The sequence below is a fragment of the Bradyrhizobium sp. LTSP857 genome (assembly GCF_000938285.1).
In the GTDB taxonomy this organism is placed as follows: Bacteria; Pseudomonadota; Alphaproteobacteria; order Rhizobiales; family Xanthobacteraceae; genus Bradyrhizobium.
Window position 1 is genome coordinate 53,684 of sequence record NZ_JYMS01000047.1, and the last position, 26,972, is coordinate 80,655.

Below are 26,972 nucleotides of genomic sequence, written 5' to 3' on the forward strand. Positions count from 1 at the left end.
CTCTTACCCGGGATCGGCGCTGGGGGACTTAGCGCTTCAGGTTGACGACGACGTCGAGCAGGTCGGCACCGGTCTGGAACGATTTCGAGTTCGCGGTGAAGCTCCGCTGCGATTCGATCATCGATGTCAGCTCGTCCGCGAGATCGACGTTGGAATCTTCCAGAGCGCCGGATTGGATGGTCCCGAGACCGCCCTGGCCGGCAAGGCCGACCTGGACGTTTCCGGAGTCCAGGTTCGTCGAATAGACGTTGCCGACTTCGGGCGTCAGGTGATCCGGGCTCGGCACGGTGGCGAGTGCGATCTGGTAGCTCGGCAGCTGCGATCCGTTCTGAAGAACCGCGGTGACCACGCCCTTGTCGTCGATGTCGACCTTCTCGACGGCGGACGGCGCGTTACCGTCGACGGTCGCCTTGAAGTCGAAGCTGGAGGCTACCTGAGTCATGGCCGAGAAGTCCATGTTGAAGGCTGAGCCACCGGGAATATTCACGGAGAGCGAGGTCGGGCTGGTTGCTGCCAGCGCGCCCTTGCCGGCCGCCGTGACGTCGAAGGCGAACGTGGTCGCAGGGCCGCTCGTCGTCAGCGCGGTTGCGCCGTTGTAGACCTCGATGTCCCAGGTATTTGCGGCAGTCTTCGCGGCGTAGACATCGAGCGTCACGGCATTGCCGATATTGTCGTAGGTCACCATCGACGTCTTCGACGTGTAGTTGGCCGGACCGGCCGGCGCTGCAATCGCGGTTGCACTCGGATCCAGATTGGCCGCCACGGTCGCCTTGGTCGAAGGCGACGCCTGCAGCGTCATCTGGTTGACGTTGACGACCTGAAGACCGGAGAAGCCATTGGCAGCAACAGTGGGCGTGGCACCGTTCTGGATGTTGTAGCCCATGAGCTTGAAGCCGGCAGCATTGACGAGGTTGCCCTGGCTGTCGGGCACGAACGCGCCGGCGCGCGTCAGGAAGCTGTTGCCCTGAGGGTCCTGCACGACGAAGAAGCCATTACCCTGGACCGCGAGGTCCGTCGTCGAGGTGGTAAACTGCAGATTGCCGGCATCGGAGATGGCGTAACGGACCGTCGTCTCAACGGCACCGGAGTCGTAATTGCCCGAGCCGCTCTTCAGGATCAGCGAGGAGAATTCGGTCGACGCCCGCTTGTAACCCGTCGTGTTGACGTTGGCGATGTTGTCCGAGACTGTCGACAGCTTGTTGGACTGTGCAGACATTCCGGAAACGCCGGTGCGCATAACACCAAACAGGCTCATGGATTGGGCTCCTTAGGAAAGTTGTATTGACAATGAGGGATCTTGCTTGCGCGGGGCTGATGGTCAGTGACGATGCACAACTTCATCTCGTCACCCTCACGTCGTTTTAGGCTGACATAACGAGCGCGCCTTGTCGGTCCACGCGCCGAAACCGCTCGATACGAGATGAGCGACGATGTGACAGACATAGCGCTTCTGGGCCGGCTGGTTGTTGGGGCCGGCATTGTAGCGGGCCACCGCCATGGTCCAGCTTCCTTCGCGCTGCTTCAGCTCTTTCAGGAAGCGCGCGGCATAGTCGACGTTCTTGGCGGGATCGAACATCGCCTGCACCGAGGCGAACTTGTCGCCGTGATAGTAGTGGTTGATCTGCATGCAGCCGAGATCGATCAGCTTGATGCCCTTGTTGCGCATCGCTTCGAAATTCGCCATCGCATCGCCCATGTCCTTGGCGAACACGGTCTGCCCCTCGGCACCGAGTGCGTAGGGATAGAGCGCGCCGCGCCGGCCGGTCTCGGTCAGGCCGACGGCATAGAGAATGCCGAGCGGAATCCCGTGCTGCTGCGACGCGCGCGCCATCTCGCGCTCGCAGGGACGGGCAGTGTCGGTCGCCGCCGCCTCGGCGGCGCCGGCGTTACAGATAAACAGGGCCGCGACGAATCTGCGGCGCCACGTCCTGGTCATGACGCGCCTCCTGGTTGGGTTGCTGCTCCTGCCGGGCTTGCCTGGCTCCGCCGTCCGATTGACCGGACGACGAGCCCGCACCGCCGAATCCGCCTTGCGACTGGGATGACTGCTGTTGCTGGCCCGAGAGCTGCGGCTGCGACTGGCCGGATCCGGCCTGGAATCGGTCGAGCGAGCCGTGCTGCACAGGCGCGACGTCGGCCACGTAGCCCGCGGACTGCATCACGTCGCGGATCTGGTCGCGCTGCTGGTCCAGCATCAGGCTGGTGTCCTTGCGTTCGGCCGCAAGATGAACCGACACCTCAGTGCCGACGAGACGAAGGCGCACGGTGACATTGCCGAGCGCCGCCGGCTCGAGATTGACGGTGAGGATCTTGACCGGCTGGTCGGGCGCGTTGCTCTGGGATGCTGCGAGATCGGCCATGGCGGATGAAGCCGCCGCAGGCGAGCTCTTCAGCTCCGACACCACGGCGTTTGCGACCTGCTGGATCGCGTTGAACTGCGGCACGGGAGGCAGATGGGTCTCCTGCTGAACCACCGTCACCTTGGTCGTCTCGGGCAAGGCGTCGCGTCCTGCGGACTTTGCCGCGCGCTCGACATTCGCCGTGACGGCTTCGAAGCCGGATGTGGCGGGCATGGCTTCCGATTGAGTTTCGCTTCCCTGCGGCATCGCCTGCTGGGTCGCCGCTGCCCGTGCGCCTGCGGCCGGCTGCGGGCGTGCTCCAGATGCATCGGCAGCTGGACGCGCGACCGTCGATGGCGCGACGGTCGATGGAGCGGCGGCGGATCGAGCGACATCTGCCGTCGCCGCCTCTGCCCCGCCGATGCTCTGAACCTCGCGCTTCGCTGTGGAGGGCCGTTCGTCCCGCGCCGACGTCTCCTTCTTGTCGCTCGACAATTGCGGCGTCTGCACCGTCACGGCCGGCGCGGCGGCAAGTTCCTGCCCCACGATCGCCGGAAGGCTCAATCTGTTCGGGACGTCCACCTTCGCAGCCTGATCGACCGGGTCTCGCTTGTCCGACAACTTGGTCTCCTCGGTGCGCTCGTCCACCGTCTCATCCTTCGGTGTGTCGCGCTCGGTCAATTGCGCCAGTCGCGGGCGCATCGCCCCCGCCTTCGCGGTCGCCTCACTTCCCTGGTCGTTCAACGCCCGCTTCGCCATGTTCGAGACGGTGTGGAGCAGGTCGTTGAACGAGGAATCGTCGGCCGATTTCGCGCCTGTCGCGCCCGCGCCCTTCGTCGAACGGGATACCCCGCGCGTCAGGCTCTCGGCCAGGCCCGCGAAAGACTGTCCGGAGGTTCCGCTAAGCTTGGTCATGGGCGGCGATCCTTGGTGAGAAGCTCCAGTTCGCCGAGCTGTTTCTGGGCCCGCGCAAGCATCGCGGTCGATGACGCGAGATCGATCCGCGCCGGCGTGGGCGGAGGCTTGTCGGCCGCAGCGCCGGCAGACGGGCCTGCGATCGGCTTGCGGACGTCGAGCGCGAGCTGGACGGTTGCATTCAGGAGCAGGACGTCGCGCTCCGGCAGCTTCGACCTGTCGAGCGCCTTCAGCTCGGCGAAACCACCGTCATACTCGTTGGTGAGCGCCCGTGACGCACCACGAAAGAGATGCGCGCGCTCGCGATCCGCCGTGGCATCGGCGCTGAGCGTCAGCGCCCGCTCGCTCGCGAGCCGGGCCACGGCGAGCCGCCCGCGCACCAGCGCGGCGCGCGCGATCACCAGGTAGAGCTTGAGGCGGCTGGCGCGGTCGATCTGTTCCAGCAGAGCCGCGACTCGCACGAAACGGCGATCGTCCAGAGCGAGGCTCGATTGCGTCATGCCGGTGGAGAAGCGCTGCCAGAAATCGCCGGCATAAATCGAATTGCGGTAGTGGCGGATATAGGACAGCGTCAAGAACTCGAACTTGTCGAAATCCTCCGCCTGCCCGACCAGCAGGATCTCGCGCCGCAGCGCCGCCTCCTCGACGAGCGTGCCCGGCAGCAGCAGGCGTGCATCGTCGAGGCGTTCGATCGCGAACGATGCCTCGGAACGTGCGAACAGCGCACCCTGGACCAGCGCGACCTGACCGCCCATGCCGGACGGGATCGTACGTGGCTTGATGTCCTTGAGCAGCTCGCGCGCTTCCTCTTGACGTCCCTCGACATAGGCGAGCGCGCCGTCAAACAGCCGCGCATCAACATTCAACTTGTCGCGCGGCAGCTTGCGGACGACCTGCGGCGCGCCGCCGCTGAGCAGATAGATGACGACCGCCTGGCCGTTCTGCGGATTGCTCCACACGCTCGCGTCGGCGGCGAGAAGCTTCTCGCCGATCTGCCGGATCAGCGCGATGTGGCTGCCATGCGCCGCGGTGTCACCATTGGCGATGCCGTCCTGCACGGCTTGCAGCGAACGGACAAGTTCATACGGCTCGCTCGACGGCGGCGCCGGTTCGGCAAATGCGTGCGTCGCCGCGAACGGCAGCACCAGCAACAGCGCGGCGCGGAGCAGCGGCCTGATCAAGGGCGCTTCTCCCGGATCAGGATCTCGATCCGGCGATTCTGTGCGGCTGCCGGATCGTTCGGGAGCTTCGGCCGCCGATCGGCATAGCCTTCGACGTGCTCGATCCGCTGCGCATCGACACCCGAGCGGACCAGCATGTAATAGGCCATCTGCGCGCGGGCCGTGGACAGCCTCCAATTGTCGTAGGTTTCCGACTTGTAAGGCCGGTTGTCGGTGTGGCCGCGGACGATGATCGTGCCGGGGCGCTTCGTCAGCAACGGCCCGATCTTGTCGATGACGCGAATGAGCTCGGGCCGCGGCTCGGCCGAGCCGACCGCGAACATGCCGAAGCTCGCATCGTCGGTCAGGCTGACCAGAAGGCCCTCCTCGACCTGGCGGACCTCGGCCACCGGACCGGCGCCGGCCTTGATGTCCGACAGCGCCTCGGCAATCGCGGCTTGAAGCTGCTTGACGGTCGGTTGCTGCGTCTGCGCCGCGGCGTTGGCCTGAAGGTTGGCCTGTGTGTTCGGCTGAACACTGCCTTCGCGCGCGGCCGAGGACGGTGCCGGTCCAGGTGGCAGCAGCGGCGACAGGCTTGCGGACGACGCCTCCGCGTTGGGGGCCACGCTGCCGCCGGCATCATCCGTCTTGCCGCGGCGCGGCTCGCTCTGGTTTGTGTCGGCCGCGTTGTCGCGCGCGGAGGCATTCGGCTTCGGTTGGCCCTCGGTGATCCGATCTGCCTCCTTGGACGCTTCCGGAGCGAGCTTCCAGTAGCCGGGATCGAACGGATCGCGATAGGCGTCGCCGCCCTTGAGGCCATCTTCTTCCGCCGATGTCAGTGCGCCGACGCGGCGCTGGCCCGAGGCCTGGTTCGAGCTGGCCGCGATTTCGGCGAGCGTCGCATAGGGATCGCGAAACAGGACCTTCTCTTCGTAGAAGGGCGGCTTCTCGGCCGTCGGTGAATCGCCGCGACGCTCCTCGTTCGGGCCGGACGGCTGGCGTTTGCCGTCCTGACCCTCGAACGTGGTCGGCTCCTTCTTGTTCAGATCCTTGAGTCCCTTGGGCGCCGGCGCGTTCTCGGCAAGCTGGATCGGGTTGAAATAGCTCGCAACCACCTGCTTCTGGTCCTGGTTGAGCGCGTTGATCAGCCACATCACCAGGAAGAACGCCATCATCGCGGTCATGAAGTCCGCATAGGCGATCTTCCAAACGCCACCGTGCGGCTTCGAGTCCTCGAAGGCGCCGCGCCGGCGGATGATGACGAGCTCGTGCTTGACTTCCTCCATGACCGACTACCGGCGCGCCTCTTTCAGGCGATCGATCCAGGTCGAGATCTGCGTCTCGATCGTGGTCTGATCGGCAAGGACACGGACCTCGACGGTGTCGGCGGCCTGGTATTCGATCGCAGAGCGGCTGGTCGCGTCGAGTTGCGCCTTGACCAGGTTGATGAGATCGCTCGGTCCGGTCACGCGGAACACCGGCACGGGCGAATTGGAGGTCAACGTCGCGATCTGCTCGACCAGCGCTCCAATCGCCTTGTCGCGGACCGCATCAGCGAGGAACGGCAGCAATATCCGCGCAACGGAGCTTGCGATGTTGCTCTCGATCTCCTGGCACGCCGCGGCAAAGCCGTTGACGATCGCGACCGCCTGCTGGTCGGACCATTTGGCTCGTTCTTCGCCGAGCCGGATTGCGCTGCGGACGCGCTCTTCGGCGAGCTTGCTATCGCCCTCTGCGAGGCCGGCGGTGTAGCCGCGACGATAGGCGTCTTCCAGGAGATTGACCGGCGCAGTTTCCGCCTTCGGAGCCTGAAGCTGCGGCTCGGGCTGCCGCTGAGGCTGCGGTTGAGCCTGGACCTGAGCTTGGGGCTGGAGCTCGCGCCGGATGTCCTTTGGCCGCGCCAGTTGCTCCTGGCTCTTGGGCGGCGGAGGAGGAGGCGACTTGGCCCGACCGTTCGCGTCGAACTGGGTGAGAAGCTTTCCGATTGCCGCGTTCATGCCGCCTCCTCGCGTCGCATCCAGTCTTTAAGAATTGCTGCCGCCTGCATCTGGTCGAGGCGAACGATCTGCTCCAGCCGCTTCTGCGGGGTTCGCTGCATCTTGCCTTCGAGGTCTTCGACGAGGTTGAGCTCGGGGTCCTGACTATCGGTCAATGCAAGGGCAGCGGCAGCTTCGAGCTCAGCGGCCTCGGCCGCCTCGGTCTGCTCCTGCGCCGCACGATGGGTCAGGATGCCGTTGACCGCAGGCCGCAGCCCGAACCAGACCAGCATCGAGGCGACGGCCAGAATTGTCACCGCGTTGATGACGCTGCCGAGTTGCTTGTTGATCATCTCGACGAAGCTGATCGGCGGCACCGGCGCGAGCTCGCGCGAGCCTTCGATGAAGTCGACCGCAGTGACCTGGATCTGATCGCCGCGCGCCTTGTCCAATCCGCCCGCGGTCGCCGCAAGCTGGCTGATCTCGGCGAGCTTGCTGTCGACGATGGCCTGGTTGCTCTTGTCGCCGAGATCGGCGACGAGCCGCCCGCGGTTGACCAGGACGGCGATGAAGAGCTTCTTGACCGCATAGCCGTCGCTCACCGTCGTCGTGGTCTTGGAGGAGACCTCGAAATTGGTGACGTCCTCGCGACGCTGCTTGTCCTCGCTGGAGTTCTTGGTGCCGCCGCCGTTGACCTGCTGGTCCGGAAGATTCTGCTGCACTGTGGTCGGCGTCGAGCGATCCGCGTTCTGTGACTTCTCGTTTTCGCGGACGTTGCGGACGGAACGCTCGGCGCGCGTCTCCGGGTCGTAGACGGTCTCGTTGGTCTGCCGCTTGTCAGTCGAGAGCTGCGGCGCGACGCTGACCTCGAAATTGTCCAGGCCCAGATAGGGCGTCAGCGCCTTGCGGATGTTTTCCTGCACCATCCCGCCGACCGTCTTCTGGAGGCTCGCCATCTTGGTCGGCGCGGCGCTGGCTTCGTCCTCCTCGGCCAGCAGCATCGTGCCGTCGGCATCGAGCACGGTCACCTTGTCACGCGTCATGCCGGGAATGGCGGCCGCGACGAGATGGCGAATCGATTGCGCGGTGCGCGCCTCGATCGCGCCGTCGGTGCGCAGCACGACCGACGCCGACGGCGGCTGCTGCGTGGCGCGGAACGAACCGCGCACCGGCATCACGATATGCACCCGCGCTGCCTTGACACCCTTCATCAACTGCACGGTCCGGGCGATCTCACCCTCGAGCGCGCGAAGCTTGGTGACCTCCTGCATGAACGAGGTCAGGCCGAGCGATCCGATCTTGTCGAACAGCTCATAGCCGGAATTGGCGCTGGTCGGCAGCCCCTTCTCGGCCAGCAACATCCGCGCCTGCATGGTCTGGCTCGGCCGCACCGAGACGGTATCACCGGCCGCGTTGACGTCGAAGTTGATGTTCTGCTCGCGCAGCGCGGCGCCGATGCGCGTCACGTCTTCGCGGGCGAGGCCGGTATAGAGAGGCTCGAATTCGGGCCGGCTCAGATAATAGGCACCGCCGACGACGGTGACGAGGACGGCGAAGCCGATCAACCCCAAGGCCATCAGACGTCGCGGCCCGAGTTCCAGCAGATTGTTGAGCAGCTGCTGTAGCTGCGCGCGACTGAGCATATGACCTCGTACCAATGCGAACGTAGACGACACTCCGCTGCGAACCTTGTCTGAAGGTTGCGTGAGGACACGAACGTGTCAGTTCGCTTTCGAGGCGTTGCAATTTTGCAAGAGCTTTGGGTGACGCAATCAGTTCAGTGGCAACAAACGGACGATCGGGCGCATGGCCGCGAGATCGACTGCGGCATGTTGCATGAAGTCTGGCGTCGGGAGGTCAATTGCGGGCACGTCTTGTGCCACCAAATCCGCCGGTCATGGCGGAGGCCGTGCTCCCTTGGGAGCACGGCCAATTTCAAAGCCGAAGCTTACCGGAACAGCGACAGGATGCTCTGGCTGTTCTGGTTGGCGATCGAGAGCGCCTGAACACCGAGCTGCTGCTGGGTCTGGAGGGCCGCCAGGCGGGTGGACTCCGCATTCATGTCGGCGTCGACGAGCTGGCCGACACCGCGGTCCACGGAGTCCATCAAGGTCTTGACGAAATCCGTGTTGGTCGAGATACGGTTCTTGACCGCGCCGAGATCGGCGGCGGCCGAGGCCACCGAGTTGATCGAAGCGGTGACTTGCGCGATGTAGCCATCGAGCGTGGTCTGGTCAGCCGTCGAGTCGGTCAGCGAGGTGATGTCGATCGTGTCGACCGACGCACCGCCGCTCACGGTATCCAGAATGCCGCTCTGGCTGCTGGTATAGAGCGAATAGTTGGCGATCGTCAGACCGATGGAACCGATGGTGGGCGTGCCGCCAACACGAGAGTACGACGACACCAGGTTGAACGTCGCCGGCGTGGTCGCGGTTGCGCTCAGCCAGTTCACTCCGTTGAAGGTCGCCGCATTAGCGGTACCCTTCATCTGCTGCTGGATCTGAGTGATGTCCGCCTGGATCTTGGTCCGGTCGATACCGGCGGTCTTGGCTTCGACCAGCAGCGCCTGAAGCTTGGTCAGGCCGCCGGTGCTGTCACCAACAACCGCGGTCAGAGCGGTATATTCGGTGTCGACGGTCGCGGCCGACAGACCGAGCGAGTCGGAGACGGCGGAGAGCGCGGCGTTGTCGGCGCGCATCGACGTCGCGATCGACCAGTAGGCGGCGTTGTCCGAAGCGGTCGAGACGCGCTGGCCGGTCGAGATCCGGTTCTGCGTGGTGGAGAGTTGCGTGCTGATGTTCCGGAGGGTCTGCAGCGCGGTCATTGCAGAGGAGTTGGTGAGGAGACTAGAACCCATTTTGATGTCCCTTTGAAGATTGGATTGAGTTTGGGGACATACCGGGCTTGCACCGGTACGACAGGGCGGCGTCATGCCTTTGGGCCGCGGAAAAGCGGGTGAGGGGCCCAATCTGTCGTAGCGGCAACGTTAGCGGGCGAAGCTTGTGCGAGGCTTGTGGCCCTGTGCCCCGGCCGCAACAGGGCGGCCAAAATTACGGCGCGCGCAGCGTCACATCAAAATGAAAGGGCCGCGCTTCGCGAGAAGCGCGGCCCTCCCCGGATTCTTTGAAGCTTAGCGGAACAGCGACAGGATGCTCTGGCTGCTGTTGTTGGCGATCGAGAGCGCCTGAACGCCGAGCTGCTGCTGGACCTGAAGAGCCGCCAGGCGGGTGGACTCCTGGTTCATGTCGGCGTCGACGAGCTGGCCGATACCACGATCCACCGAGTCCATCAGGGTCTTCACGAAGTCCGTGTTGGTCGAGATGCGGTTCTTGACGGCGCCGAGATTGGCGGCCGCCGAGGCCACCGAGTTGATCGCACCGGTGACCTGCGCGATGTAGCCATCGAGCGTGGTCTGGTCAGTAGCCGAGTCGGTCAGCGTGGAGATGTCGATCGTGTTGACCGACGCACCGCCGCTCACCGTATCCAGGATGCCGTTCGTGCTGCTGGTATAGAGCGAGTAGTTGGCAACGGTCAGGCCGATGGAGCCCGTGGTCGGCGTGCCGCCGACGCGCGAGTACGACGACACGAGGTTGACGGTCGTCGGCGTGGTCGCCGTTGTGCTCAACCAGTTCACACCGTTGAAGGTCGCCGCATCGGCCGTACCCTTCATCTGCTGCTGGATCTGGGTGACGTCCGCCTGGATCTTGGTGCGGTCGATACCGGCAGTCTTGGCTTCGACCAGCAACGATTGGAGCTTGGTCAGGCCGCCGCTGCTGTCGCCCACAACTGAGGTCAGAGCGGTATATTCGGTGTCGACGGTCGCGGCCGACAGACCGAGCGAGTCGGAGACAGCGGAGAGCGCGGCGTTGTCGGCGCGCATCGACGTCGCGATCGACCAGTAAGCAGCGTTGTCCGAAGCGGTGGCCACGCGCTGGCCGGTCGAGATCCGGTTCTGCGTGGTGGAGAGTTGCGAGCTGACAGACCGCAGGGTCTGGAGCGCGGTCATGGCAGTCGAGTTCGTGAGAAGGCTTGACATTGCGAATGTCCCTTTGATGTACGCGTTACATTTTCACTGGGGGACATACCGGGCTTTCACCGGTACGGAGGGGCGGCATCATGCCTTTGGACTGGAGTGGGTGGGGTCCAACCCGCCGTGACGCATTGCTAGCACGCCGAAACTTGCTCGCAGATTAAGATCGGCTTGAATTTCGCAGCGATATCATATGGTTAATATTACTTTTCGCTAACCATAACCAGCCCGTCGGCCGAGCTGCTGCTGTTACGAGAACGACCGCACCAGGCCTGACGCCAGCAGGTTCCAGCCATCGATCAGCACGAAGAACAGCATCTTGAACGGCAGTGCGAGGATCGTCGGCGGCATCATCATCATGCCCATCGACATGGTCAGTGTCGCCACGATCATGTCGATCACCAGGAACGGCAGGATGATGAGGAATCCGATCTCGAACGAGCGCCGCAGCTCGGAGATCATGAAGGCCGGAATGATGACGCGCATGTCGATGCGCTTGTCGTCGAACTTCCTGCGAAAGCTTTCCGCGGCGAGCGACTCGAACGTCTGAAGATCCTTGTCGCGGACATGCGCCAGCATGAACTCGCGGAACGGGTCGCTGATCTTCAGATAAGCCTCTTCCTCCGAGATCTCGTTCTTCATCAATGGCTGGACGCCGGTCTCCCAGGCGCGGTCGAAGGTCGGCGCCATGACGTAGAAGGTCATGAACATCGCAAGGCTGATCAGAACGAGATTCGGCGGCGTCGTCTGAAGGCCGAGACCGGCGCGGAGGAACGACAGCGCGACGGCAAACCGCGTGAAGCTGGTCATCATGATGAGCAGCCCCGGTGCGACCGACAGCACCGTCAGCAGCGCCATCAGCTGGATGATGCGGCCGCTGGTCGAGCCGTTGCCCGGCGGCAGCAGCGAGTTGAGGTCGGGAATCTGGGCGAACGCCACCTCAGGCAGTACGACCAGCAGCAACGCGAGCAGCAAGACTCTCAATTTCACTGGATCACCAACGTCTCAATGATCAATTCCCGGACCTTCCCGGACGAGCGGATGTTGGCGCGTTCGGACAGGTCGTCGCGCAGATGCTGGAGCCCGCGCGACCCCTCGAACTGCGTGACCGTCGCGGACCGCAAGTACGTGACGATGTCCTCGCTGATATGGGCGGCGAGAATACCGGCGTCCTCGTCACTCATGCTGTCGGTCACCATGGAGGCCTCGACCCGGGCCCAGTTGTTCGCCGGCGCGCCGAGGTTGGTCACGATCGGAGACAGCTTTCGAAGCCGGGCGCTGCCGGCGTAGCTCGACGCCAGCGGCGGCGGCGTGGCGCCCTTCCTTGCGTCGGCGACGCGTTCGGCGGTCGCGAGCAGGTGCAAGCCCGCAACCGCGCCCACACCAATCGCGATCAGGGTCAGCACGACGATGGCGGCGATCAGGCGCATGACGCCCCCTGCCCCCGCGACACTTGAGCCTCAGAACGGTGCAACGGCGTCATAGATCCGATGTCCCCATCCAGGCTGCTGCACGTCAGACAGATTTCCGCGACCGCCATAGGACACGCGCGCCTCGGCGATCTTCTCGTAGGAGATGGTGTTTGTTCGCGAAATATCGCGTGGACGCACGATGCCTCCGACGTTGAGCACGCGCATCTCCGTGTTGATACCGAACTCCTGCGAACCGCTGATCATTATATTTCCGTTCGGCAACACATCGGTGACGATGGCGGCAATGGAAAGCTTGATGTCCTCGGAGCGATCGATCTGGCCGTTGCCCTTGATCTGGGTGTTGGTGTTGAGGTTGGCATTGGTCTGGCCCTTGTCCTGCCATCCTGCGGCGTCCATCAGCCAGTTCAGCCCGAACTGAATCTGCGAATCGCGCGAGCGGTCCGTCTTGTTGTCGAGCTTGGCCTTGTCCTGCATCGAGATGATCACCGTCACGACGTCGCCAACGCGCCGGGCACGGGGATCGCGGTAAAGATCAGTGCCGTCATCCCAGGTCGAGCGATAGCTGACGGGCGTGTGCATGCGGGGCGTCACCGGGATCGGATCGGTCGGTGTCCTCAGCCCGCTGCCCACGGGCGACAGTTTCGGGCCCGTCAGGAGTTCTGCCGGATCATGGGAGCATCCAGCCAAAAACACGAGCGACGTCACGAGCGACAGGATGAGGATCGGCTTCTTCATCTACTTGGTCTTTCCGTCATCCACGCGACGCATTCCACCGAGCAGGTCGGCGAGATGTGCTGCGCGCCCGGTCTCCATCTCATTGAAGATCGCGCTCGAGCTCCTCGGGCTGAGCTTTGCGAGCACGGCGGCGGCCGTCTCGTCGGCCATGCCGGCGATCTGGGTGGCGGCAGCGTCCGGCTTCATGCGCGAATAGATCTCGACGACGCTCGCTTCGGCCTTCTTCAGGAAGTCGTCGCGCAGCACCATCCACTTCTCGTATTCGGCCCGCTTGGCCTCGACTTCGGCAATCCGCTCCCGCAGCTGAGTCTCGGCCTTCTCCAGTTCCTTCAGCTGCCAGGCCAACCTGGCGTCGACGGCGGGATCAGCGACGTTGCTACAGAACAGCGCGACTTCGTTGTCCGCGGGCGCGGCGGCCTGGGCTGGCGCCGGCTTCGGCGGCGCCGTGACGCTGCCGGATTTGGCCGGGCGCACCGGTGCCGGTGCTGGCGCCGGAGGGGGCATCTCCGAGGTCGGCACCGCACCGGTGATCGCAGGGCCAGAGTCTTCGGCCGCCCAGGCCGTTGCCCGTACATTGTTGCTCGGAATCGACGTGACCGGTGCGTTCGGCTTCTGCGGCCCGGGCGCGCGTGCGCGCGCGAAGGAGAGCAGGTTGAGCGGCTTCGACGGCTTCGCCTCGTCCAGTGCCAGCACGGGCGAGGCGCTCGCCAGCGCGGACACTGCGACCAGGAGGAGGACTTGCGCTTTGTGATCCAGCTTCAACATCGGGCCGCGTGCGATTCTCGGTCAGGACCAGAGCATTGAGCGACCAAGCTTGCACGACGCTTGTGCATCATTGGACGATGACTTCAGCCTGGAGCGCGCCGGCCGTCTTGATCGCCTGGAGAATCGCGATGATGCCGGACGGCTTCAGTCCGATCTGATTCAGCCCGCGCACGAGGCGCTGGAGATCGACGCCGCTCAGGATCGCCACTTGCGATCCGGCCTCGTTGGCCTCGACCACGGTCTGCGGCACGACCACCGTCTGGCCTTGCGAGAACGGTGCCGGCTGCGACACCACCGGCATCTCCGTGACGCGGACTGTCAAATTGCCGTGGGTGACGGCAACGGTCGAGATTCGCACGTCACGTCCGATCACCACCGTGCCGGTGCGTTCATTGATCACCACCCGTGCCGGCGTGTCGGGCTCGACGGTCAGCTCGCCGATTTCGGCGAGGAAGCGGACCGGGCCGATGTAGCGCGGCTTGGACAAGACGACCGTCCGGTAATCGCGCTCGAAGGCGATCTGGGCACGGTAGCGGCCGCCGGCATAGCGGTTGATGGCGTCGAGGATTCGGGTTGCGGTGACGAAATCGGGATTCTTGAGCTCCAGCACCAGGAATTCCATCTCATGGAGACTTCCCTGCACCTCGCGCTCGACCAGCGCACCATTTGGAATGCGGCCCGCGGTCGGCGTGCCCTGGCTGACATTCTGGGCCTGGCCACCGACGCTGTAACCGGCGACCGTGACCGCTCCTTGCGCCACTGCATAGACTGCGCCATCAGCCGCGCGCAACGACGTCATCACCAGCGTGCCGCCGAGCAACGAAGTCGCATCTCCCAGCGACGACACCGTCACGTCCATCCGTTCGCCGGGTCCGATCGAGGGCTGCAGGTCCGCGGTCACCATTACGGCGGCGACGTTGCGCGTGCGCAGCGTCGTCGGCCGCGTCGGGTTGGTCGTGCTGGTGGTATCGTTCCTGACATTGATGCCCATGTTCTCGAGCATCGACTGGAGCGACTGCTCCGTGAACGGTGCGTTGCGCAGCGTGTCGCCGGTACCATTCAGACCGATGACGAGGCCGTAACCCACGATCTGATTTTCGCGCAGCCCCTTGATGTCCGCGATATCCTTGATGCGGACGGCGGCCTGGGCGCTGGCGGCGGAAACGATGAGGAGCAGCGCGATCAGGAATCTGGTCATGACCCGTCCGCGACCTTGACGGTACCATCCGGCTGGACGATGGCCCTGATGATCACGCCAGTATCGGTGTTCCGTACCGTAATGAGCGCGCCCGGCGCACCGGCTTGCATGGCAGCGCCATAGGTCACGATCGACAGGCCGGAGTCCTCGACCACGACCTTGACCATGGCGCCGCGGGCGATAGTCCAGGGATCCTCCACCGCGTTGGTCGGAATCGGCTGGCCCGGTAGCAGCGCCCGCCGCGCCATGCGGCCGACGAGAACCTGACGCCCTTCGATGAACATGGCGACGCCGAGCACGTTCGGCGCAAAGGCGCGCTCGGTGATCATGTCGTCCCTGATCAGGTCGCCGGCGCGGATCGACACGGCCGGCACGGGAAGCCGGCGCTCGTCCGCCGCGGCGAGCCGCGCGGAGACGAGAACCAGCAGCGCGGCGGCCAACCCGCGCGCGATCAGGCCCACCCTGTTCAACATCGACACACCGGAACTAGCGACTGAGATTCTTCGACACCGTCTGCGCCATCTCATCCGACGCCTGGATGACCTTGGCATTCATCTCATAGGCGCGCTGCGCCGAGATCAATTCGGTAATTTCCTTGACGGGATCGACGTTCGAGGCCTCGAGATATTGCTGATTGATCTTGCCATAGCCGGCATCGCCCGGCAGCCCGACGACGGGTGTGCCCGACGCCGTGGTCTCGCGATAGAGATTGCTGCCCAGCGGTTCGAGGCCCGCCTCGTTGGCGAAGTTGGCGAGATTGAGCTGGCCGATTTGCCGCGGGTTCACTTCCGTGTCCAGCTTGGCAAACACCTGTCCGGTCTGGTTGACCGTGACCTGCACCGTGTTCTGAGGCACTGTGATCGAGGGATCCAGCAGGTAGCCGTCCATCGTGACGAGCTGGCCGTTGGCATTGGTGTTGAACGAGCCCGCGCGGGTATATTGCACCTCGTTGTTCGGACCGAGCACCTGAAACCAGCCCCGGCCGTTGATCGCCATGTCGTAGGGATTGCCGGTTTGCGTCAGCGCGCCCTGGATGTGCAGCTTGCGGATGGCGGCCGACTTGACGCCGAGACCGAGATTGGCGCCTTCCGGAATCGGCGAGGAGCCATTAACGTTCGCGACGCCCTGCATGCGGTCCATCTGGTAGAACAGATCGGTGAATTCCGCACGCGCCCGCTTGTACGACGTCGTGTTGATGTTGGCGATGTTGTTCGCGATGACCTCGATATTGGTCTGCTGGGCATTCATGCCCGTGGCCGCGATGGCGAGCGATTTCACAGTGTGATTCCTTCAGATCAAATCGACATACGAACGACTTCTTGGTAGGCCTGCACGACCTTGTCGCGAACCGCGACCGCCGTCTGCAAGGCCTGCTCGGCCGACATCAGCGCCTCGACGACCTTGCGCGTCGATTCCTTGCCCTGCATCGCCGAGATCGACGCCGCCTCGCCTGTCTTCAGCGTACCGATCGCATCGGTGGTCACCTGTTTCATCACGGAATCGAAGCCGACGTCGTCGCCGGACTGGACCGTGGGCGTCGCCGCAGGCGCAATGGCCTGCGTTTCGGTCGCGCGCGACGCCGCCTGTCCTGCGGTGATCGCGGTGGATGAAATCGCCTCTAACATTGTCAGCTCCTCAGGAGATCGATGGTCATGCCGAGCATCGATCTCACCTGCTTCACGACCTGGAGATTGGCTTCATAGGACCGGTTGACTTCCCGCATGTCCGCCATCTCGATCATCATGTTGACGTTGGGCATCTTGACGTAGCCGGCCTTGTCGGCGGCGGGGTGTCCCGGATCGTACTCCACGCGATAAGGCGTGGTATCGACCCCGATCTCCTTGACCTTCGCCAGCTGCGTGCCCGAAGCCCGGTCCATTGCGGCATCGAAGGTGATCGTCTTGCGCTGATAGGGATCCGATCCAGCGGCGCGTCCGGTCGAGCTCGCATTCGCGAGATTTTCGGAGACGACGCGCATGCGGGTTGATTGCGCCTCGAGCCCGGAGCTTGCGACCGTCAGTGAAGCCTGTAGAGCATCCAGCATATCAATTCACCTCAGGTCTTCGCGCTGCTCAGGACCATGCGGTTGAACGACCGCACGATCGCCGAATTCATCGAGTAGTCGCGGTTGACGTCGCTGCCCTTGATCATCTCCTGCTCGAGGCTGACGGAGTTGCCGGAGTGAACCACATCCCAGCTATCCTTCTTCGCGGTCGCCCGCGTGTCGGTCTCGGTCGGGGAGAGCTGCATGTGCGTCGGCGATGTCGTCGCCAGCCTGACCGGCATTCCGTCGAGCACCTTGTTGAACGGCTCGACGTCGCGCGCCTTGAAGCCCGGCGTATTCGCGTTGGCGACGTTGGTGGCGATGGTCGATTGACGAAGCTCGAGCCAGCGCGCCTGCGATGATGCGAGTTCGAAGAGATAAAGCGGTCCCACGGCAGTCCCATTCTGGTCTGTTCGGAACAACCCTAGGGCTGCAAGCTTTCCCCAGGCTGATGCAGGGAACGCCGTCCTCGGAAATCTACTGAACCTTCTCAGCTCGCGGCGATTGCTTCGACTGGAGGAAGTAGATGATCTCGGCGACGGGCCGGAAGAACTCGGACGGAATGACTTGGTCGACCTGCACCGCCTCGTAGAGGGCGCGCGCGAGAGCCTTGTTCTCGATCACCGGGATCTTGTTCTGCTCGGCGACTTCGCGGATCTTCAGGGCAATCACGTCCATGCCCTTGGCCACCACGAGCGGCGCCGCGCTTTCTTCGCGGTTGTAGCGCAGCGCTATCGCGAAATGCGTCGGGTTAGCGATCACCAGCGTCGCGCGCGGCACGGAGGCGATCATCCGCTGACGAGACCGATCGCGCGCCAGCGAACGCAGTCGCGCCTTGATCAGCGGATCGCCTTCCGCCTGCTTGTGCTCGTCCTTGATCTCCTGCCTGGTCATGCGCAGTTCGCGCCGCCAGTGGAAGCGCGCCCAGGCGAGATCGATCGCAACCAGCACGATGGTCGCGATGCAGATCGCCGAGACGATCCGCATTGCGATGGTGAGAATCATCTCCGGCAACGCCACGGGATCGGTGTACATCGCCTCGAACGCCCTCGCTTCCGACGAGCGGAGCACGAAGGCGACGACTGCGGTCACCGACACCAGCTTGAAGAGCGATTTTGCAAATTCCACGAGGCCCTGAGAACCGAAGAGCCGGCTCCACCCGCTCACTGGGGAGATTCGCGAAAGGTCTGGCATGATGCGCTGGAGCACTAGAGTGGGCGCGTTTTGCAACAGCGACGCTGCCAATCCGAACACGGCCATGGTGACGACCAGTGGCACCAGGAATCGCAATGCCTCGAGGCCCACCACAATGAGGAGGTTCTGCGCGTCCGCCGCGTTGCGGAGACGGAAGCCATCGGGATCGTCGAGAAAGCTCTTCAGGGTCGGCGTCAATTGCTGCACGCCCTGACCGATCAGGAACATCTGGATCACCATCAGCGCCGCCATCGAGGCGAAAATGGAAGCCTCCCGAGAGACCGGAATTTTGCCCTGTTCGAGCGCATCGCGGACTTTCTTCTCGGTCGGCTCTTCTGTCTTGTTCTCCTGGTCGGATGATTCTGCCATGCCCGTTCAGCGGTCAGCGGAAGACCAGCTCATCCTCCTGTTCGGGGTTGAGCTCGATTTCACCCTTCTCTGCGAGGTCGAGCGCGAGGTCGGTGATCACGCGGCGGGCTTCCAGCACGTCGCGCTGGTTCGACGGCTCGCCGATGGCCAGCTCGTGCTCGACGACGCGACGGACGCGCGAGGCGACCGAGGACAGGATCAACTCGCGGAAGTGCTTGTCGGTCCCCTTCAGGGCGATGACGATGCGGTCGGTCGGCACCTGATCGAAGATCATGGTGCGCGCCTTCGGCGTCAAATTGATCACGTCGTCGAAGGTGAACAGCAGTTCCTTCAGTACCTCCGCCGACTTCGGCCGTTTCTCCGACAGGCTCTTCAGCATGTCCTCAATGTGGCCGCGCTCCATCTTGTTGATGATGTCGGCGACACGTGCGTAGGTGTCCGCGCCGAGGTTACGGGCGAAGTTCAGCGTCAGGTCTTCATGCAGCGTCTTCTCCAGAACCCTCATGGCATCGTCGACGATCGGCTTGAGGCTGAGCACGCGCCGCATCAGTTCGTTGCGCAGGCTCGATGGCAACTGGCTCATGACCTTGGCAGCGCAGGACGGCTTGACCTTGGACAGGATGAGTGCGGCGGTCTGCGGATGCTCCTTGGAAAGATAGCTCGCGAGCGAGTTTTCCGACACCGACGAGACGCGGTCCCAGACCGATCGGCTCGAATTGCCGAGCAGGTCCGACATGATCGCCGAGACCTGGTCGGCCGGAAGCACGTCGCCAAGCACGGCCTCGAGGCCACCGAGGGTGCCGAGGATGTTGGCGCCCATCGAGAATTGCTGCGCGAACTCCTCGACGATCCCCTCGAGCTCTTGCGCGGTGATCGGCCGCAGCTCGGCTGCGGCCTTGGTGACGATACGGATCTCCTGCGGCTCGAACTGCTGGAGCACGCTCGCAGCCGCCTGTCGGCCCATGGCCAGCAGGAGCGCCGCGACCTTTTCCGTTCCACCCAGCGTGGCAACGCCTCGCTGCTTGATGGGAGCGATGCCGACCTGTGCCGCCATGGTCAGGTATCACCCTGCCCCAGCGGTCCGACAATCTCGGTCAGCGAGACGCCGAAGCGGGAATTGTCCTCTTCGACGACGACGACCTCGCCGCGGGCGACAACGCGCCCGTTGACCACGACGTCGACGGGCTCGCCGACCCGGTGATCGAGCGGGACTACGGCGCCACGACCGAGCTTCATCAAATTCGCCACCGGGATGGTCGCCGAACCCAACACCACCTGCATGGTGACGGGGATGCGCAGGATGGCATCGACATTGGCGAACTTGCCGGTCTCCTCCGCGGTGCGCGCGGCAATCTCCGCCAGCCGCTCCAGCGGAGACGTATCGGTATCTCCCGATACAGATGCAGATTCATAGTCGAAGGATTGCGCCATTTGGTATCGCCTCTTGGTATTTCCGCTCCCGGAGCGCCGCGACGTTCCGATGGTAAATTTCCGTCAGTCCCGATCCTAATGCTTGTTCGCGTCGGCACCGTTCGCGGTCGCGGCCGGAGCGAGCCCACTTCGCGCATCGAGCGCCGCGATCGCCTCGTGGGCCTGATCGATCTTCGTGCTCAGCACGTTGGCGAGCCGACCGAGATTCGCGGTGGAGTCGTGCGCCGCAGTGATGACCGTATCAAAGGCGCCTGCCGTCTCGTGGACGATGGTCGAGAATTCGCCCTGGTAGCTGCGCAGCCGCGCCAGCTCGCGGTGCATCTTGGTCACCCGTATGCTGGTGAAGCCGAGTGCGATCAACAGCACGGCATCAACGAGATAGGATATCATCGACGAACTCCCGCTTCTGATCGACGGGATCTGCCACCTGCATGGCGTAATAGCCATCAAGCTGGCCGATCTGGCACCAGAACAGCACTTGGTTGTTGCTTTCGAGCCGCGCCAGCGTACGCGGCGTCGCCTCGAGCTCGAGAACCTGCCCGACATGGAACTTCACGACGTCGCCGAGCGACACCATCTTCTCGTCGAGCACGGCGCTCAACGTCACCTCGGTCCGGTGAACCTCACTCTCCATCTGCTCGCGCCAGCGCGGATCGGCCGCACGGCCGTCACTGACGACGACGGTTGCGAGCTTCTGCCGCAGCGGATTGAGCGCGGAGTGCGGGATGATGAGGAACATCTGGCCGCCGCGGTAGAGCGCCTGCAACATGATGTTGGCACAGATCGACATGTTGCCGCTCCGACCGATCGCCAGCGAGGCCATCGCGGTCTCGACCCGTTCCACGCGAAAGGTCACGTTGGAGGTGCCGGCAAACGCGGATTGCAGCGCCTTGGCGAAACGCTCGAACAGCGCCTGGACCAGGCGAATTTCGATGTTCGAGAAGGAGCGCTCGACGTCCATCGGCGGCTCGGCGCCGTCCGAACCGAACATCGCCTCGACCATCGTGAAGACGAAATCGCGGTCCAGAACCATCAGAATCCTGGAGTCCCACTGCTCGGCGTAGAGCACGGCCGCGACCGCATTGGCTTCGTAGTCCTTGATGATGTCGCCGACGCGCCCGTTGGTGATGCCGTTGACGGAGAAGTAGCAAGGCGTACCCGCCATCGGCTGGAGGCTGTCGATGCACGACGCCGCCATGCGATCGAAGATCACATTGAGCATCGGCATACGCTCGATCGAGATGCCGGCCGCATCCAGCAGGTAGTTCGGCAGCTGCTTCCGCTGATCGACGTCGAGGTCTTCCATCATCATGCGCGTGCAGCCTTCGGTTCGGCCTCAGTCACGACAGCCTTCGGCCCGGCAATCGTCTCGTTCTCGACGACGTCGATCGACGGCCGCTCGGTGCTGGCAATCATCTTGCGGCCATGCTCGACCGCGATCTGCGGCATGGCGCCGTTCATGAAGGCAAGCAGCGTCTGCTTGACGATGATGTAGGGCCGGCAGCGCTTCTCGCGCGTCATCTTGACCTTCATCGCGAAGGGAGAAATGATGCCGTAGGACAGGAAGATGCCGGCGAAGGTGCCAACCAGCGCCGCGCCGATGAAGCCGCCCAGGAGCTTTGGCGACTGATCGAGCGCCCCCATGGCCTTGATGACGCCAAGCACCGCAGCGACAATCCCGAGCGCCGGCAGCGCCTCCGACACCACCACGAGCGCATGATAGGGCGACAACTTGCTCTTCACGATGGTGTGGATTTCCTCGTCCATCAGCGCCTCGATCTCGTGCGTGCGCGCATTCCCCATGATGATGAGGCGGACATAGTCGCAGATGAACTGGAGCAGCGATGCATCCCCGAGCACACTCGGGAACGCCTTGAAGATCTCGGAGGACTGGGGGTCGTCGATATGCGCTTCCACCTCGTTGCGGCCCTTGCCCCGCAACTCGCGCATCAGCGCGTGGAGCGCGCCGAGCAGATCGAGATAATAGCGCTCACCGGGCACCGCGCCGGTGACGGCCTGCATGCACGCAAGCCCGGTATCCACGACCACCTTCCACGGATTGGCCATGATGAAGGTGCCGGCCGCGGTGCCCATGATGATCACGAACTCCCACGGCTGCATTAGCACGCCCAGATGCCCGCCCATGGCGGCAAAACCGCCAAGCAGCGCCGCTACCGTGATGACGATCCCCACGAAACTGCCCAACGCGCCGCTCCATCACCGATCCCATCGGGAATATCTAGCCGGCGACGCTTGCGCGAGGCTGGCTTCGGCGTCGCCAGCCCCGCGCAAGCAATTGGCGGCAGCTTGGGACGATGTCGCAACGGCGGCCAGAGGGGCGCGTGCCATGCTATCCACCATCGCGGACTACACCAGACTGACCAAGGACATGGGCAAGTCGATGACGCAGGTGGCGCAGGAGCCGGACGTCAGCCGCGACACCGACTACTTCCTGAGCCATATCGGCAACGTGAAGACGATCGACGACTTCCTGGGTGACTATCGGCTCTACTCCTACGCAATGAAGGCCTATGGCCTCAGCGACATGACTTATGCCAAGGCGTTCATGCGGAAGGTGCTGACCGAGGGCGTCACGGACAAGGACGCCTTCGCCAATAAGTTGAGTGACACCCGCTACCGGGACTTCGCCACGGCCTTCAATTTCGCCGCCAACGGCGCCAACGCGACCCAGACCACCGCAGCCACGACCGGCACGGCCACCCAATATGTCACGCAGACGATGGAGCAGAACGCCGGCGACCAGAACGAGGGCCTGCGGCTCGCACTCTATTTCACGCGCAAGGCCTCCTCGATCACGAGCCCCTACCAGATCCTCGCCGACAAGGCCCTGACCCAGGTGGTCCAGACCGCAATGGGCTGGTCGGCGACGATCAGCTCGTCCGACATCGACGCCCAGGCCAAGATGATCACGGACAAGATCGATCTCACCGATTTCCAGGACCCGACCAAGGTCACCAAATTCGTGCAGCGCTTCGCGGCGATGTGGGACGCGACCCAGGCCCAGAGCGACACTTCGACCAACCCGGCGCTGGTCCTGATCGGCGGCGCCTCGGCGTCGGTCGGCCTGGATACCGACATGCTCACGACACTTCAGAACATCCGGTTCAACAGGTAAGTCATGCAATCCGCTCTCTATGTGGGACTATCGGCGCAGGTCGCCCTCGAAAAGCGCCTCCAGACGATCGCCAACAACGTCGCCAACGTCAACACGTCCGGCTTTCGCACCGACGTGGTGAAGTTCGAGACCGTGCTGTCCAAGGCGGGCGCGAACCCGGTCGCGTTTTCCTCGCCCGGCGACAACATCATTTCGCGCGAGCCCGGCAATATCACCGAGAGCGGCAACCCGCTCGACGTCGCCGTGGTCGGACAGGGCTTTATTGCCTTCGCCGGCCCGAATGGCACGGTCTATACCCGCGACGGCCGCCTCCAGATCGCCGCCAACGGCGACCTTCAGACGGTGTCGGGTTTCCCCGTCATCGATTCCGGCGGCGCGCAGATCACGCTCGACCCGAACGGCGGACCGGTCTCGATCTCGCGCAGCGGCGCGATCACCCAGGACAACAACGAGATCGGCACCATCGGCCTGTTCAACATTCCCGCTGACGCCAATCTCGACCGCTACGGAAATTCCGGCGTCACGCCCGACCGGCCTGCGACCGCCATCGCCGATTTCACCCGGGACGGCTTCAAGCAAGGCTATGTCGAGGGCTCCAGCGCCAATCCGATGATGGAATTGACGAAGCTGATGTCGGCCTCGCGCGCCTTCGACGGCACCAATTCGCTGATCGAGGGCACCGAGAGCGAGCTCAACAACGCAATCCGGACGCTGGGCGATCCCAGCAAGTAGACTGCGCGTCGCGCGTAATTTGGGTGGACGGTTTCCTTGAACGCTCTTCGGCAACTTGAGTGGGCGCTGCTGGAGCTCCAGCAGAGCACGCCGCTTGCAAGCGTCAGTGGCGCGATCTCCGAGATCGCGCCGACGCATTTCCGCGTCTCCGGCCTGTCGCGCTTCGTCAGGCTCGGCGAGCTGATCGGCGTCAATTCGGGCGGCAAGCCCCAGATCGGCGAGGTGATCCGGATCGACAGCGAGGGCATCGTCGCGAAACCGTTCGATCGGCAATTCGCCGGCGGCCTCGGTTCGGTCGCCTACCGGATGCCGCCCCTGTCGTTCGCGCCGGATCCAAGCTGGAAGGGCCGCGTCATCAATGCGCTCGGCGCGCCGCTGGACGGACAGGGCCCGCTCACCCCGGGATCGCGGCCCGTTTCCGCGGAGACCGAGGCGCCGCCGGCGATGAAGCGGGCACGCGTCCACAAGCCGCTGCGCACCGGCGTCCGCGTCATCGATCTGTTCGCGCCGATCTGCGCCGGCCAGCGCGTCGGCATCTTCGCCGGCTCCGGCGTCGGCAAATCGACGCTGCTGGCGATGCTCGCCCGCAGCCAGGGTTTCGACACCGTCGTGCTGGCGCTCGTCGGCGAGCGCGGCCGCGAGGTGCGCGAGTTCATCGAGGACGTGCTCGGCAACGACCGCCACCGCTCCGTCACCATCGTATCGACCGGAGATGAAAGTCCGATGATGCGGCGGCTGGCGCCGAAGACGGCCATGGCCGTCGCCGAATATTTTCGCGACCGGGGCGAATCGGTCCTGCTCGTGGTCGATTCGATCACCCGCTTCGCCCATGCCGCCCGCGAGGTCGCGCTTGCCGCCGGCGAGCCCGCGGTCGCGCGCGGCTATGCGCCAACGGTCTTCACCGACCTGCCGCGCCTCCTGGAGCGTGCCGGGCCCGGCGAGGAGGGATCCGGAACGATTACCGGAATCTTTTCCGTGCTGGTCGATGGCGACGACCACAACGAGCCGATCGCCGACACCATCCGCAGCACACTCGATGGGCACATCGTGCTGAGCCGACACATCGCCGACCAGGCACGCTATCCCGCCGTAGACGTGCTGGCCTCGGTCTCCCGCCTCGCCCATAACGTCTGGGACCCCGAAGAGCGCGAACTGGTGAGCAAATTGCGCACCCTGATCGCCAAATATGAGGACACGCGCGATCTTCGCCTGATGGGCGGATATCAGTCGGGGCGTGATTCGGGCCTCGACCAGGCGGTCGACATGGTCCCGAGAATCTACAACGCAATGCGACAAGACGCCTCAGCCTCACCGAGCGCCGATCCGTTCCGCGAGTTGAGAGACATGCTCAAGGGCGACTAGCAGGGTGAGACGGCACGCGACATGCGCGCCTCGCATCTCGATCAGCGCGTGTCGTCGCGTTGCACGAACTGCGTATGCGTTTGATTGCCGCCGATGTTCACCACGCGAATCTCAGCCGTTCGGATGAGCCGTCGGCACGGTCGTGAGAACGATGTGTGGACCATACTTCGAATACAACGCTACAACAACCGCCGCGTGTAATCCGACCAAGTTCCCTTGGTGTTCCATTGGCGATTTCCGAAGCAGATCGCGCAAGTTGTGGATGACTTTCGCGATGCGCATCGCCTGTCGTGCACAAGCTTCGATCAATCTGCATCAACGGCGGACAACAATATGCGTGCAATCAAACCGTCGTAGAGTTGCGTGCATCTAGTCTGCTAGATCGCGCCATTGTATTCACCATCATGTGTCCCGCAGAGTGAGATTGTCTTGAACGTTACAATCGTCTGCAACGACATCCTGTCTCGAAAGAGTGTCTCTACTTGCTTTTGTTGAGAAGCTCATTCATCGTTTCGGCGGAAGATAAGAAACGTTTGCTTGCGACTTGAACTCAGGGGCTTCGGTTGAGCAACTCCGATCCATCGTCCGGTCGTGACGGCAACTCGGGCTCCCGTGCGACGACGCCGCGGTTGGTATGCCATCAGCGACGCGGCCTATCGCGCCGGATCCCACGGCGCCCGTCAGACCAAGTCAGGTTCCTTGCAGTCCACATCTTCGCACATGAGCCTGACACGGCGTGCTCATCGCACACCTCGATCTGTCTGGCGTCTCTCGCAGGATTCGCGCGCCATGGCGGAACGCGGCTTCGGGGCGCCGCAGACGTGATTCCCGGGGCGAGGTAGGAATTCATGCCGTTGGCACGTGAAGCAGTCGAGCTGCTGGTTCAGGCGGCCAGAGCCTGGTATTTCGAAGGCGATCAACACGGATTGCGCGATCGGGAGTGGATGGCGCTGCGTTTTCTCGGACGAGCCAACCGGTTCTCGCGCACACCGTCTGCGCTCGCCGGCTTCATCGGCGCCACCAGGGCGACCGCATCGCAGATCGTGAAGACCCTGGAGAGCAAGTCCTTCCTGGTCCGCAAGCCGTCGCAAGAGGACAAGCGTTCCGTCGTGCTCCACGTCACCCCACAGGGTGAGAAATGCCTGAACCAGCATGATCCGATCAACCATGTGGTGAATGCGGTCACAGCGCTCGGCACCGAGGAGTGCGTCAAGCTGCGCGACTCGCTCCGCGAGATCCTCAATCACCTCGATGCGGCCCATCAGCGGCTCGATGCCAGCATCTGCCGGGACTGCATGTTCCTGGCCGAGCGCAGCCCCGGCACGGCCAAGGGACGCGCCACGGCTGAATTCATGTGCCGGCTGTATCGCGCGCCTGTATCGCTCGACGAAACCGAGCTCCTCTGCACAAGTTTCGAGCGTACCCGCGACCGTCCGAAGATCGAGGAACACCTCGACCGCGCACGGGTGGCGAGCCAGGGGTGAGGCTGCGCGCAATATCCGGGTGAATATTGCGGGTAGAGCTTGCGGGAAATGTCGCAACGGCATCATTCTTTTGACCGACCACAGTATTGGCCCCGTCATCCTGAGGTGCGAGTAGCGCAGTGCATCTGCACTGCGCTGCGAGCTTCGAAGGATGGACGGCCGGGATGCAGCAGCGCGAGGCAACAGCGGGACCGTCCCCTTCGAGGGCCGCTGAAGAAGCGGCCACCTCAGGGTGACGGTGACGGATTGGCAATCGCTGCAACACCGATCCGTTCTCGAATCACGACAGACACGCCTTCGCATTCTCGCGGCTCATTTCGCCCGAGCTTTGCTTGATCTCTCCACCCTCTTATCCAAGAGGGCGCAGGGAAGGCCGGGTGCCGGCTGGCACCCACGGTCCGCTGTGCGCGGGTAGCGCAAAAGGAATTGCACAGCGGCATACAGGTGAAGCCGAACACACGGCCTTCCCTGCGCGATGGGTTGACGGCTTATGCCGTGCTCTCCCGGGAGCCGAGTTCGTTCTGGCCTCCCTCACCTTCGCGAAAGTCGCCGACACCGCGCCGGTTGACGCGAATGCCGCCTCCGCGAAAGCTTGACCGTAGCAACGACGGCCAGGACCACACGGTTTTGCCGTACGCGCGTTCGCTTGTTCGCCACAGAGCCCGACGG

General features: G+C 63.8%; 29 protein-coding genes. 4 read left to right on the forward strand and 25 right to left on the reverse strand.

What is annotated here, in order from left to right; genetic code table 11:
- Positions 1 to 28: 28 nt before the first annotated feature.
- From UP06_RS32025 to motA, 25 genes are all read right to left on the reverse strand, one after another.
- Positions 29 to 1,255, reverse strand: a complete 1,227-nt coding sequence (locus UP06_RS32025; protein WP_045007704.1) for a flagellar hook protein FlgE — start codon at positions 1,253 to 1,255, stop codon at positions 29 to 31.
- A gap of 96 nt (positions 1,256 to 1,351) precedes the next feature.
- Positions 1,352 to 1,936: a transglycosylase SLT domain-containing protein gene (locus UP06_RS32030; protein ID WP_045007705.1), complete on the reverse strand. Its 585-nt coding sequence runs from the start codon at positions 1,934 to 1,936 to the stop codon at positions 1,352 to 1,354.
- Positions 1,887 to 3,254 carry a flagellar hook-length control protein FliK gene (gene fliK / locus UP06_RS32035; protein ID WP_045007706.1) on the reverse strand — a complete coding sequence of 456 codons (1,368 nt, stop codon included), beginning with the start codon at positions 3,252 to 3,254 and terminating at the stop codon, positions 1,887 to 1,889. Before fliK ends, UP06_RS32030 begins: the two co-directional genes overlap by 50 nt.
- The gene (locus UP06_RS32040) at positions 3,251 to 4,435 is read right to left on the reverse strand and encodes a chemotaxis protein (protein ID WP_045007707.1); all 1,185 of its coding nucleotides are present in this window, start codon (positions 4,433 to 4,435) and stop codon (positions 3,251 to 3,253) included. Before UP06_RS32040 ends, fliK begins: the two co-directional genes overlap by 4 nt.
- Positions 4,432 to 5,700 (reverse strand): MotB family protein, encoded by a 1,269-nt coding sequence (locus tag UP06_RS32045; protein WP_045007708.1) that lies wholly within the window; start codon positions 5,698 to 5,700, stop codon positions 4,432 to 4,434. Before UP06_RS32045 ends, UP06_RS32040 begins: the two co-directional genes overlap by 4 nt.
- Before the next feature lie 6 nt (positions 5,701 to 5,706).
- Positions 5,707 to 6,411 (reverse strand): FliH/SctL family protein, encoded by a 705-nt coding sequence (locus tag UP06_RS32050; RefSeq protein WP_045007709.1) that lies wholly within the window; start codon positions 6,409 to 6,411, stop codon positions 5,707 to 5,709.
- Positions 6,408 to 8,033, reverse strand: a complete 1,626-nt coding sequence (gene fliF, locus UP06_RS32055; RefSeq protein WP_045007710.1) for a flagellar basal-body MS-ring/collar protein FliF — start codon at positions 8,031 to 8,033, stop codon at positions 6,408 to 6,410. Before fliF ends, UP06_RS32050 begins: the two co-directional genes overlap by 4 nt.
- 305 nt (positions 8,034 to 8,338) lie before the next feature.
- Positions 8,339 to 9,247: a flagellin N-terminal helical domain-containing protein gene (locus UP06_RS32060; protein ID WP_045007711.1), complete on the reverse strand. Its 909-nt coding sequence runs from the start codon at positions 9,245 to 9,247 to the stop codon at positions 8,339 to 8,341.
- Between the two features lie 273 nt (positions 9,248 to 9,520).
- A complete protein-coding gene (locus tag UP06_RS32065) occupies positions 9,521 to 10,426 on the reverse strand; it encodes a flagellin N-terminal helical domain-containing protein (RefSeq protein WP_045007712.1) in 906 nt (301 codons plus the stop codon).
- Between the two features lie 243 nt (positions 10,427 to 10,669).
- Positions 10,670 to 11,410, reverse strand: coding sequence for a flagellar type III secretion system pore protein FliP (fliP, locus tag UP06_RS32070; protein ID WP_045007713.1), 741 nt, complete (start codon positions 11,408 to 11,410; stop codon positions 10,670 to 10,672).
- Positions 11,407 to 11,850, reverse strand: a complete 444-nt coding sequence (locus tag UP06_RS32075) for a flagellar basal body-associated FliL family protein (RefSeq protein WP_045007714.1) — start codon at positions 11,848 to 11,850, stop codon at positions 11,407 to 11,409. Before UP06_RS32075 ends, fliP begins: the two co-directional genes overlap by 4 nt.
- A gap of 30 nt (positions 11,851 to 11,880) precedes the next feature.
- On the reverse strand, positions 11,881 to 12,588 hold the full coding sequence (gene flgH / locus UP06_RS32080) for a flagellar basal body L-ring protein FlgH (RefSeq protein ID WP_045007715.1): 708 nt from the start codon (positions 12,586 to 12,588) through the stop codon (positions 11,881 to 11,883).
- Positions 12,589 to 13,353: a MotE family protein gene (locus tag UP06_RS32085; protein ID WP_045007716.1), complete on the reverse strand. Its 765-nt coding sequence runs from the start codon at positions 13,351 to 13,353 to the stop codon at positions 12,589 to 12,591.
- Between the two features lie 67 nt (positions 13,354 to 13,420).
- Positions 13,421 to 14,551: a flagellar basal body P-ring protein FlgI gene (gene flgI / locus UP06_RS32090; RefSeq protein ID WP_045007717.1), complete on the reverse strand. Its 1,131-nt coding sequence runs from the start codon at positions 14,549 to 14,551 to the stop codon at positions 13,421 to 13,423.
- Positions 14,548 to 15,024: a flagellar basal body P-ring formation chaperone FlgA gene (gene flgA, locus UP06_RS32095; RefSeq protein WP_045007718.1), complete on the reverse strand. Its 477-nt coding sequence runs from the start codon at positions 15,022 to 15,024 to the stop codon at positions 14,548 to 14,550. The genes flgI and flgA overlap by 4 nt, the downstream gene beginning before the upstream one ends.
- 13 nt (positions 15,025 to 15,037) lie before the next feature.
- Positions 15,038 to 15,829 (reverse strand): flagellar basal-body rod protein FlgG, encoded by a 792-nt coding sequence (gene flgG, locus UP06_RS32100; RefSeq protein WP_045007719.1) that lies wholly within the window; start codon positions 15,827 to 15,829, stop codon positions 15,038 to 15,040.
- 17 nt (positions 15,830 to 15,846) lie between these two features.
- Entirely contained in the window at positions 15,847 to 16,176 is a 330-nt protein-coding gene (gene fliE / locus UP06_RS32105) for a flagellar hook-basal body complex protein FliE (protein ID WP_045007720.1), read from the reverse strand.
- Positions 16,177 to 16,178: 2 nt separating this feature from the next.
- A complete protein-coding gene (gene flgC / locus UP06_RS32110) occupies positions 16,179 to 16,595 on the reverse strand; it encodes a flagellar basal body rod protein FlgC (RefSeq protein WP_045007721.1) in 417 nt (138 codons plus the stop codon).
- 11 nt (positions 16,596 to 16,606) lie between these two features.
- The gene (gene flgB / locus UP06_RS32115; RefSeq protein ID WP_045007722.1) at positions 16,607 to 16,987 is read right to left on the reverse strand and encodes a flagellar basal body rod protein FlgB; all 381 of its coding nucleotides are present in this window, start codon (positions 16,985 to 16,987) and stop codon (positions 16,607 to 16,609) included.
- An 85-nt stretch (positions 16,988 to 17,072) separates the two neighbouring features.
- Complete coding sequence (gene flhB, locus UP06_RS32120; RefSeq protein ID WP_045007723.1) at positions 17,073 to 18,158, reverse strand: flagellar biosynthesis protein FlhB; 1,086 nt, start codon at positions 18,156 to 18,158, stop codon at positions 17,073 to 17,075.
- 13 nt (positions 18,159 to 18,171) lie between these two features.
- Positions 18,172 to 19,212 carry a flagellar motor switch protein FliG gene (locus tag UP06_RS32125; RefSeq protein WP_045007724.1) on the reverse strand — a complete coding sequence of 347 codons (1,041 nt, stop codon included), beginning with the start codon at positions 19,210 to 19,212 and terminating at the stop codon, positions 18,172 to 18,174.
- 2 nt (positions 19,213 to 19,214) lie between these two features.
- On the reverse strand, positions 19,215 to 19,589 hold the full coding sequence (gene fliN / locus UP06_RS32130; RefSeq protein WP_045007725.1) for a flagellar motor switch protein FliN: 375 nt from the start codon (positions 19,587 to 19,589) through the stop codon (positions 19,215 to 19,217).
- A 75-nt stretch (positions 19,590 to 19,664) separates the two neighbouring features.
- Positions 19,665 to 19,979, reverse strand: a complete 315-nt coding sequence (locus tag UP06_RS32135; protein WP_045007726.1) for a hypothetical protein — start codon at positions 19,977 to 19,979, stop codon at positions 19,665 to 19,667.
- Positions 19,960 to 20,901 (reverse strand): flagellar motor switch protein FliM, encoded by a 942-nt coding sequence (locus tag UP06_RS32140; protein WP_045007727.1) that lies wholly within the window; start codon positions 20,899 to 20,901, stop codon positions 19,960 to 19,962. The genes UP06_RS32135 and UP06_RS32140 overlap by 20 nt, the downstream gene beginning before the upstream one ends.
- Entirely contained in the window at positions 20,898 to 21,794 is an 897-nt protein-coding gene (motA, locus tag UP06_RS32145; protein WP_045007728.1) for a flagellar motor stator protein MotA, read from the reverse strand. Before motA ends, UP06_RS32140 begins: the two co-directional genes overlap by 4 nt.
- Before the next feature lie 142 nt (positions 21,795 to 21,936).
- On the opposite strand from motA, the gene UP06_RS32150 reads away from it, so the two are divergent.
- The 4 genes from UP06_RS32150 (at position 21,937) to UP06_RS32165 (ending at position 26,303) form a co-directional block, all read left to right on the forward strand.
- The gene (locus tag UP06_RS32150; RefSeq protein ID WP_045007729.1) at positions 21,937 to 22,725 is read left to right on the forward strand and encodes a DUF1217 domain-containing protein; all 789 of its coding nucleotides are present in this window, start codon (positions 21,937 to 21,939) and stop codon (positions 22,723 to 22,725) included.
- A gap of 3 nt (positions 22,726 to 22,728) precedes the next feature.
- Positions 22,729 to 23,457, forward strand: coding sequence for a flagellar basal-body rod protein FlgF (gene flgF, locus UP06_RS32155; protein ID WP_045007730.1), 729 nt, complete (start codon positions 22,729 to 22,731; stop codon positions 23,455 to 23,457).
- Positions 23,458 to 23,493: 36 nt separating this feature from the next.
- Positions 23,494 to 24,819, forward strand: a complete 1,326-nt coding sequence (gene fliI / locus UP06_RS32160; protein WP_045007731.1) for a flagellar protein export ATPase FliI — start codon at positions 23,494 to 23,496, stop codon at positions 24,817 to 24,819.
- Positions 24,820 to 25,667: 848 nt separating this feature from the next.
- The gene (locus UP06_RS32165) at positions 25,668 to 26,303 is read left to right on the forward strand and encodes a MarR family winged helix-turn-helix transcriptional regulator (RefSeq protein WP_045007732.1); all 636 of its coding nucleotides are present in this window, start codon (positions 25,668 to 25,670) and stop codon (positions 26,301 to 26,303) included.
- Positions 26,304 to 26,972 lie beyond the last annotated feature (669 nt).

What these genes read in the sequence shown, in the direction of transcription:
- UP06_RS32025 (WP_045007704.1), bottom strand. Translation starts at nt 1,255, where the DNA reads ATGAGCCTGTTTGGTGTTATGCGCACCGGCGTTTCCGGAATGTCTGCA.
- UP06_RS32030 (WP_045007705.1), bottom strand. Translation starts at nt 1,936, where the DNA reads ATGACCAGGACGTGGCGCCGCAGATTCGTCGCGGCCCTGTTTATCTGT.
- fliK (WP_045007706.1), bottom strand. Translation starts at nt 3,254, where the DNA reads ATGACCAAGCTTAGCGGAACCTCCGGACAGTCTTTCGCGGGCCTGGCC.
- UP06_RS32045 (WP_045007708.1), bottom strand. Translation starts at nt 5,700, where the DNA reads ATGGAGGAAGTCAAGCACGAGCTCGTCATCATCCGCCGGCGCGGCGCC.
- UP06_RS32050 (WP_045007709.1), bottom strand. Translation starts at nt 6,411, where the DNA reads ATGAACGCGGCAATCGGAAAGCTTCTCACCCAGTTCGACGCGAACGGT.
- fliF (WP_045007710.1), bottom strand. Translation starts at nt 8,033, where the DNA reads ATGCTCAGTCGCGCGCAGCTACAGCAGCTGCTCAACAATCTGCTGGAA.
- UP06_RS32060 (WP_045007711.1), bottom strand. Translation starts at nt 9,247, where the DNA reads ATGGGTTCTAGTCTCCTCACCAACTCCTCTGCAATGACCGCGCTGCAG.
- UP06_RS32065 (WP_045007712.1), bottom strand. Translation starts at nt 10,426, where the DNA reads ATGTCAAGCCTTCTCACGAACTCGACTGCCATGACCGCGCTCCAGACC.
- UP06_RS32075 (WP_045007714.1), bottom strand. Translation starts at nt 11,850, where the DNA reads ATGCGCCTGATCGCCGCCATCGTCGTGCTGACCCTGATCGCGATTGGT.
- flgH (WP_045007715.1), bottom strand. Translation starts at nt 12,588, where the DNA reads ATGAAGAAGCCGATCCTCATCCTGTCGCTCGTGACGTCGCTCGTGTTT.
- UP06_RS32085 (WP_045007716.1), bottom strand. Translation starts at nt 13,353, where the DNA reads ATGTTGAAGCTGGATCACAAAGCGCAAGTCCTCCTCCTGGTCGCAGTG.
- flgI (WP_045007717.1), bottom strand. Translation starts at nt 14,551, where the DNA reads ATGACCAGATTCCTGATCGCGCTGCTCCTCATCGTTTCCGCCGCCAGC.
- flgA (WP_045007718.1), bottom strand. Translation starts at nt 15,024, where the DNA reads ATGTTGAACAGGGTGGGCCTGATCGCGCGCGGGTTGGCCGCCGCGCTG.
- fliE (WP_045007720.1), bottom strand. Translation starts at nt 16,176, where the DNA reads ATGTTAGAGGCGATTTCATCCACCGCGATCACCGCAGGACAGGCGGCG.
- flgC (WP_045007721.1), bottom strand. Translation starts at nt 16,595, where the DNA reads ATGCTGGATGCTCTACAGGCTTCACTGACGGTCGCAAGCTCCGGGCTC.
- flhB (WP_045007723.1), bottom strand. Translation starts at nt 18,158, where the DNA reads ATGGCAGAATCATCCGACCAGGAGAACAAGACAGAAGAGCCGACCGAG.
- UP06_RS32125 (WP_045007724.1), bottom strand. Translation starts at nt 19,212, where the DNA reads ATGGCGGCACAGGTCGGCATCGCTCCCATCAAGCAGCGAGGCGTTGCC.
- fliN (WP_045007725.1), bottom strand. Translation starts at nt 19,589, where the DNA reads ATGGCGCAATCCTTCGACTATGAATCTGCATCTGTATCGGGAGATACC.
- UP06_RS32135 (WP_045007726.1), bottom strand. Translation starts at nt 19,979, where the DNA reads ATGATATCCTATCTCGTTGATGCCGTGCTGTTGATCGCACTCGGCTTC.
- UP06_RS32140 (WP_045007727.1), bottom strand. Translation starts at nt 20,901, where the DNA reads ATGATGATGGAAGACCTCGACGTCGATCAGCGGAAGCAGCTGCCGAAC.
- UP06_RS32150 (WP_045007729.1), top strand. Translation starts at nt 21,937, where the DNA reads ATGCTATCCACCATCGCGGACTACACCAGACTGACCAAGGACATGGGC.
- flgF (WP_045007730.1), top strand. Translation starts at nt 22,729, where the DNA reads ATGCAATCCGCTCTCTATGTGGGACTATCGGCGCAGGTCGCCCTCGAA.
- UP06_RS32165 (WP_045007732.1), top strand. Translation starts at nt 25,668, where the DNA reads ATGCCGTTGGCACGTGAAGCAGTCGAGCTGCTGGTTCAGGCGGCCAGA.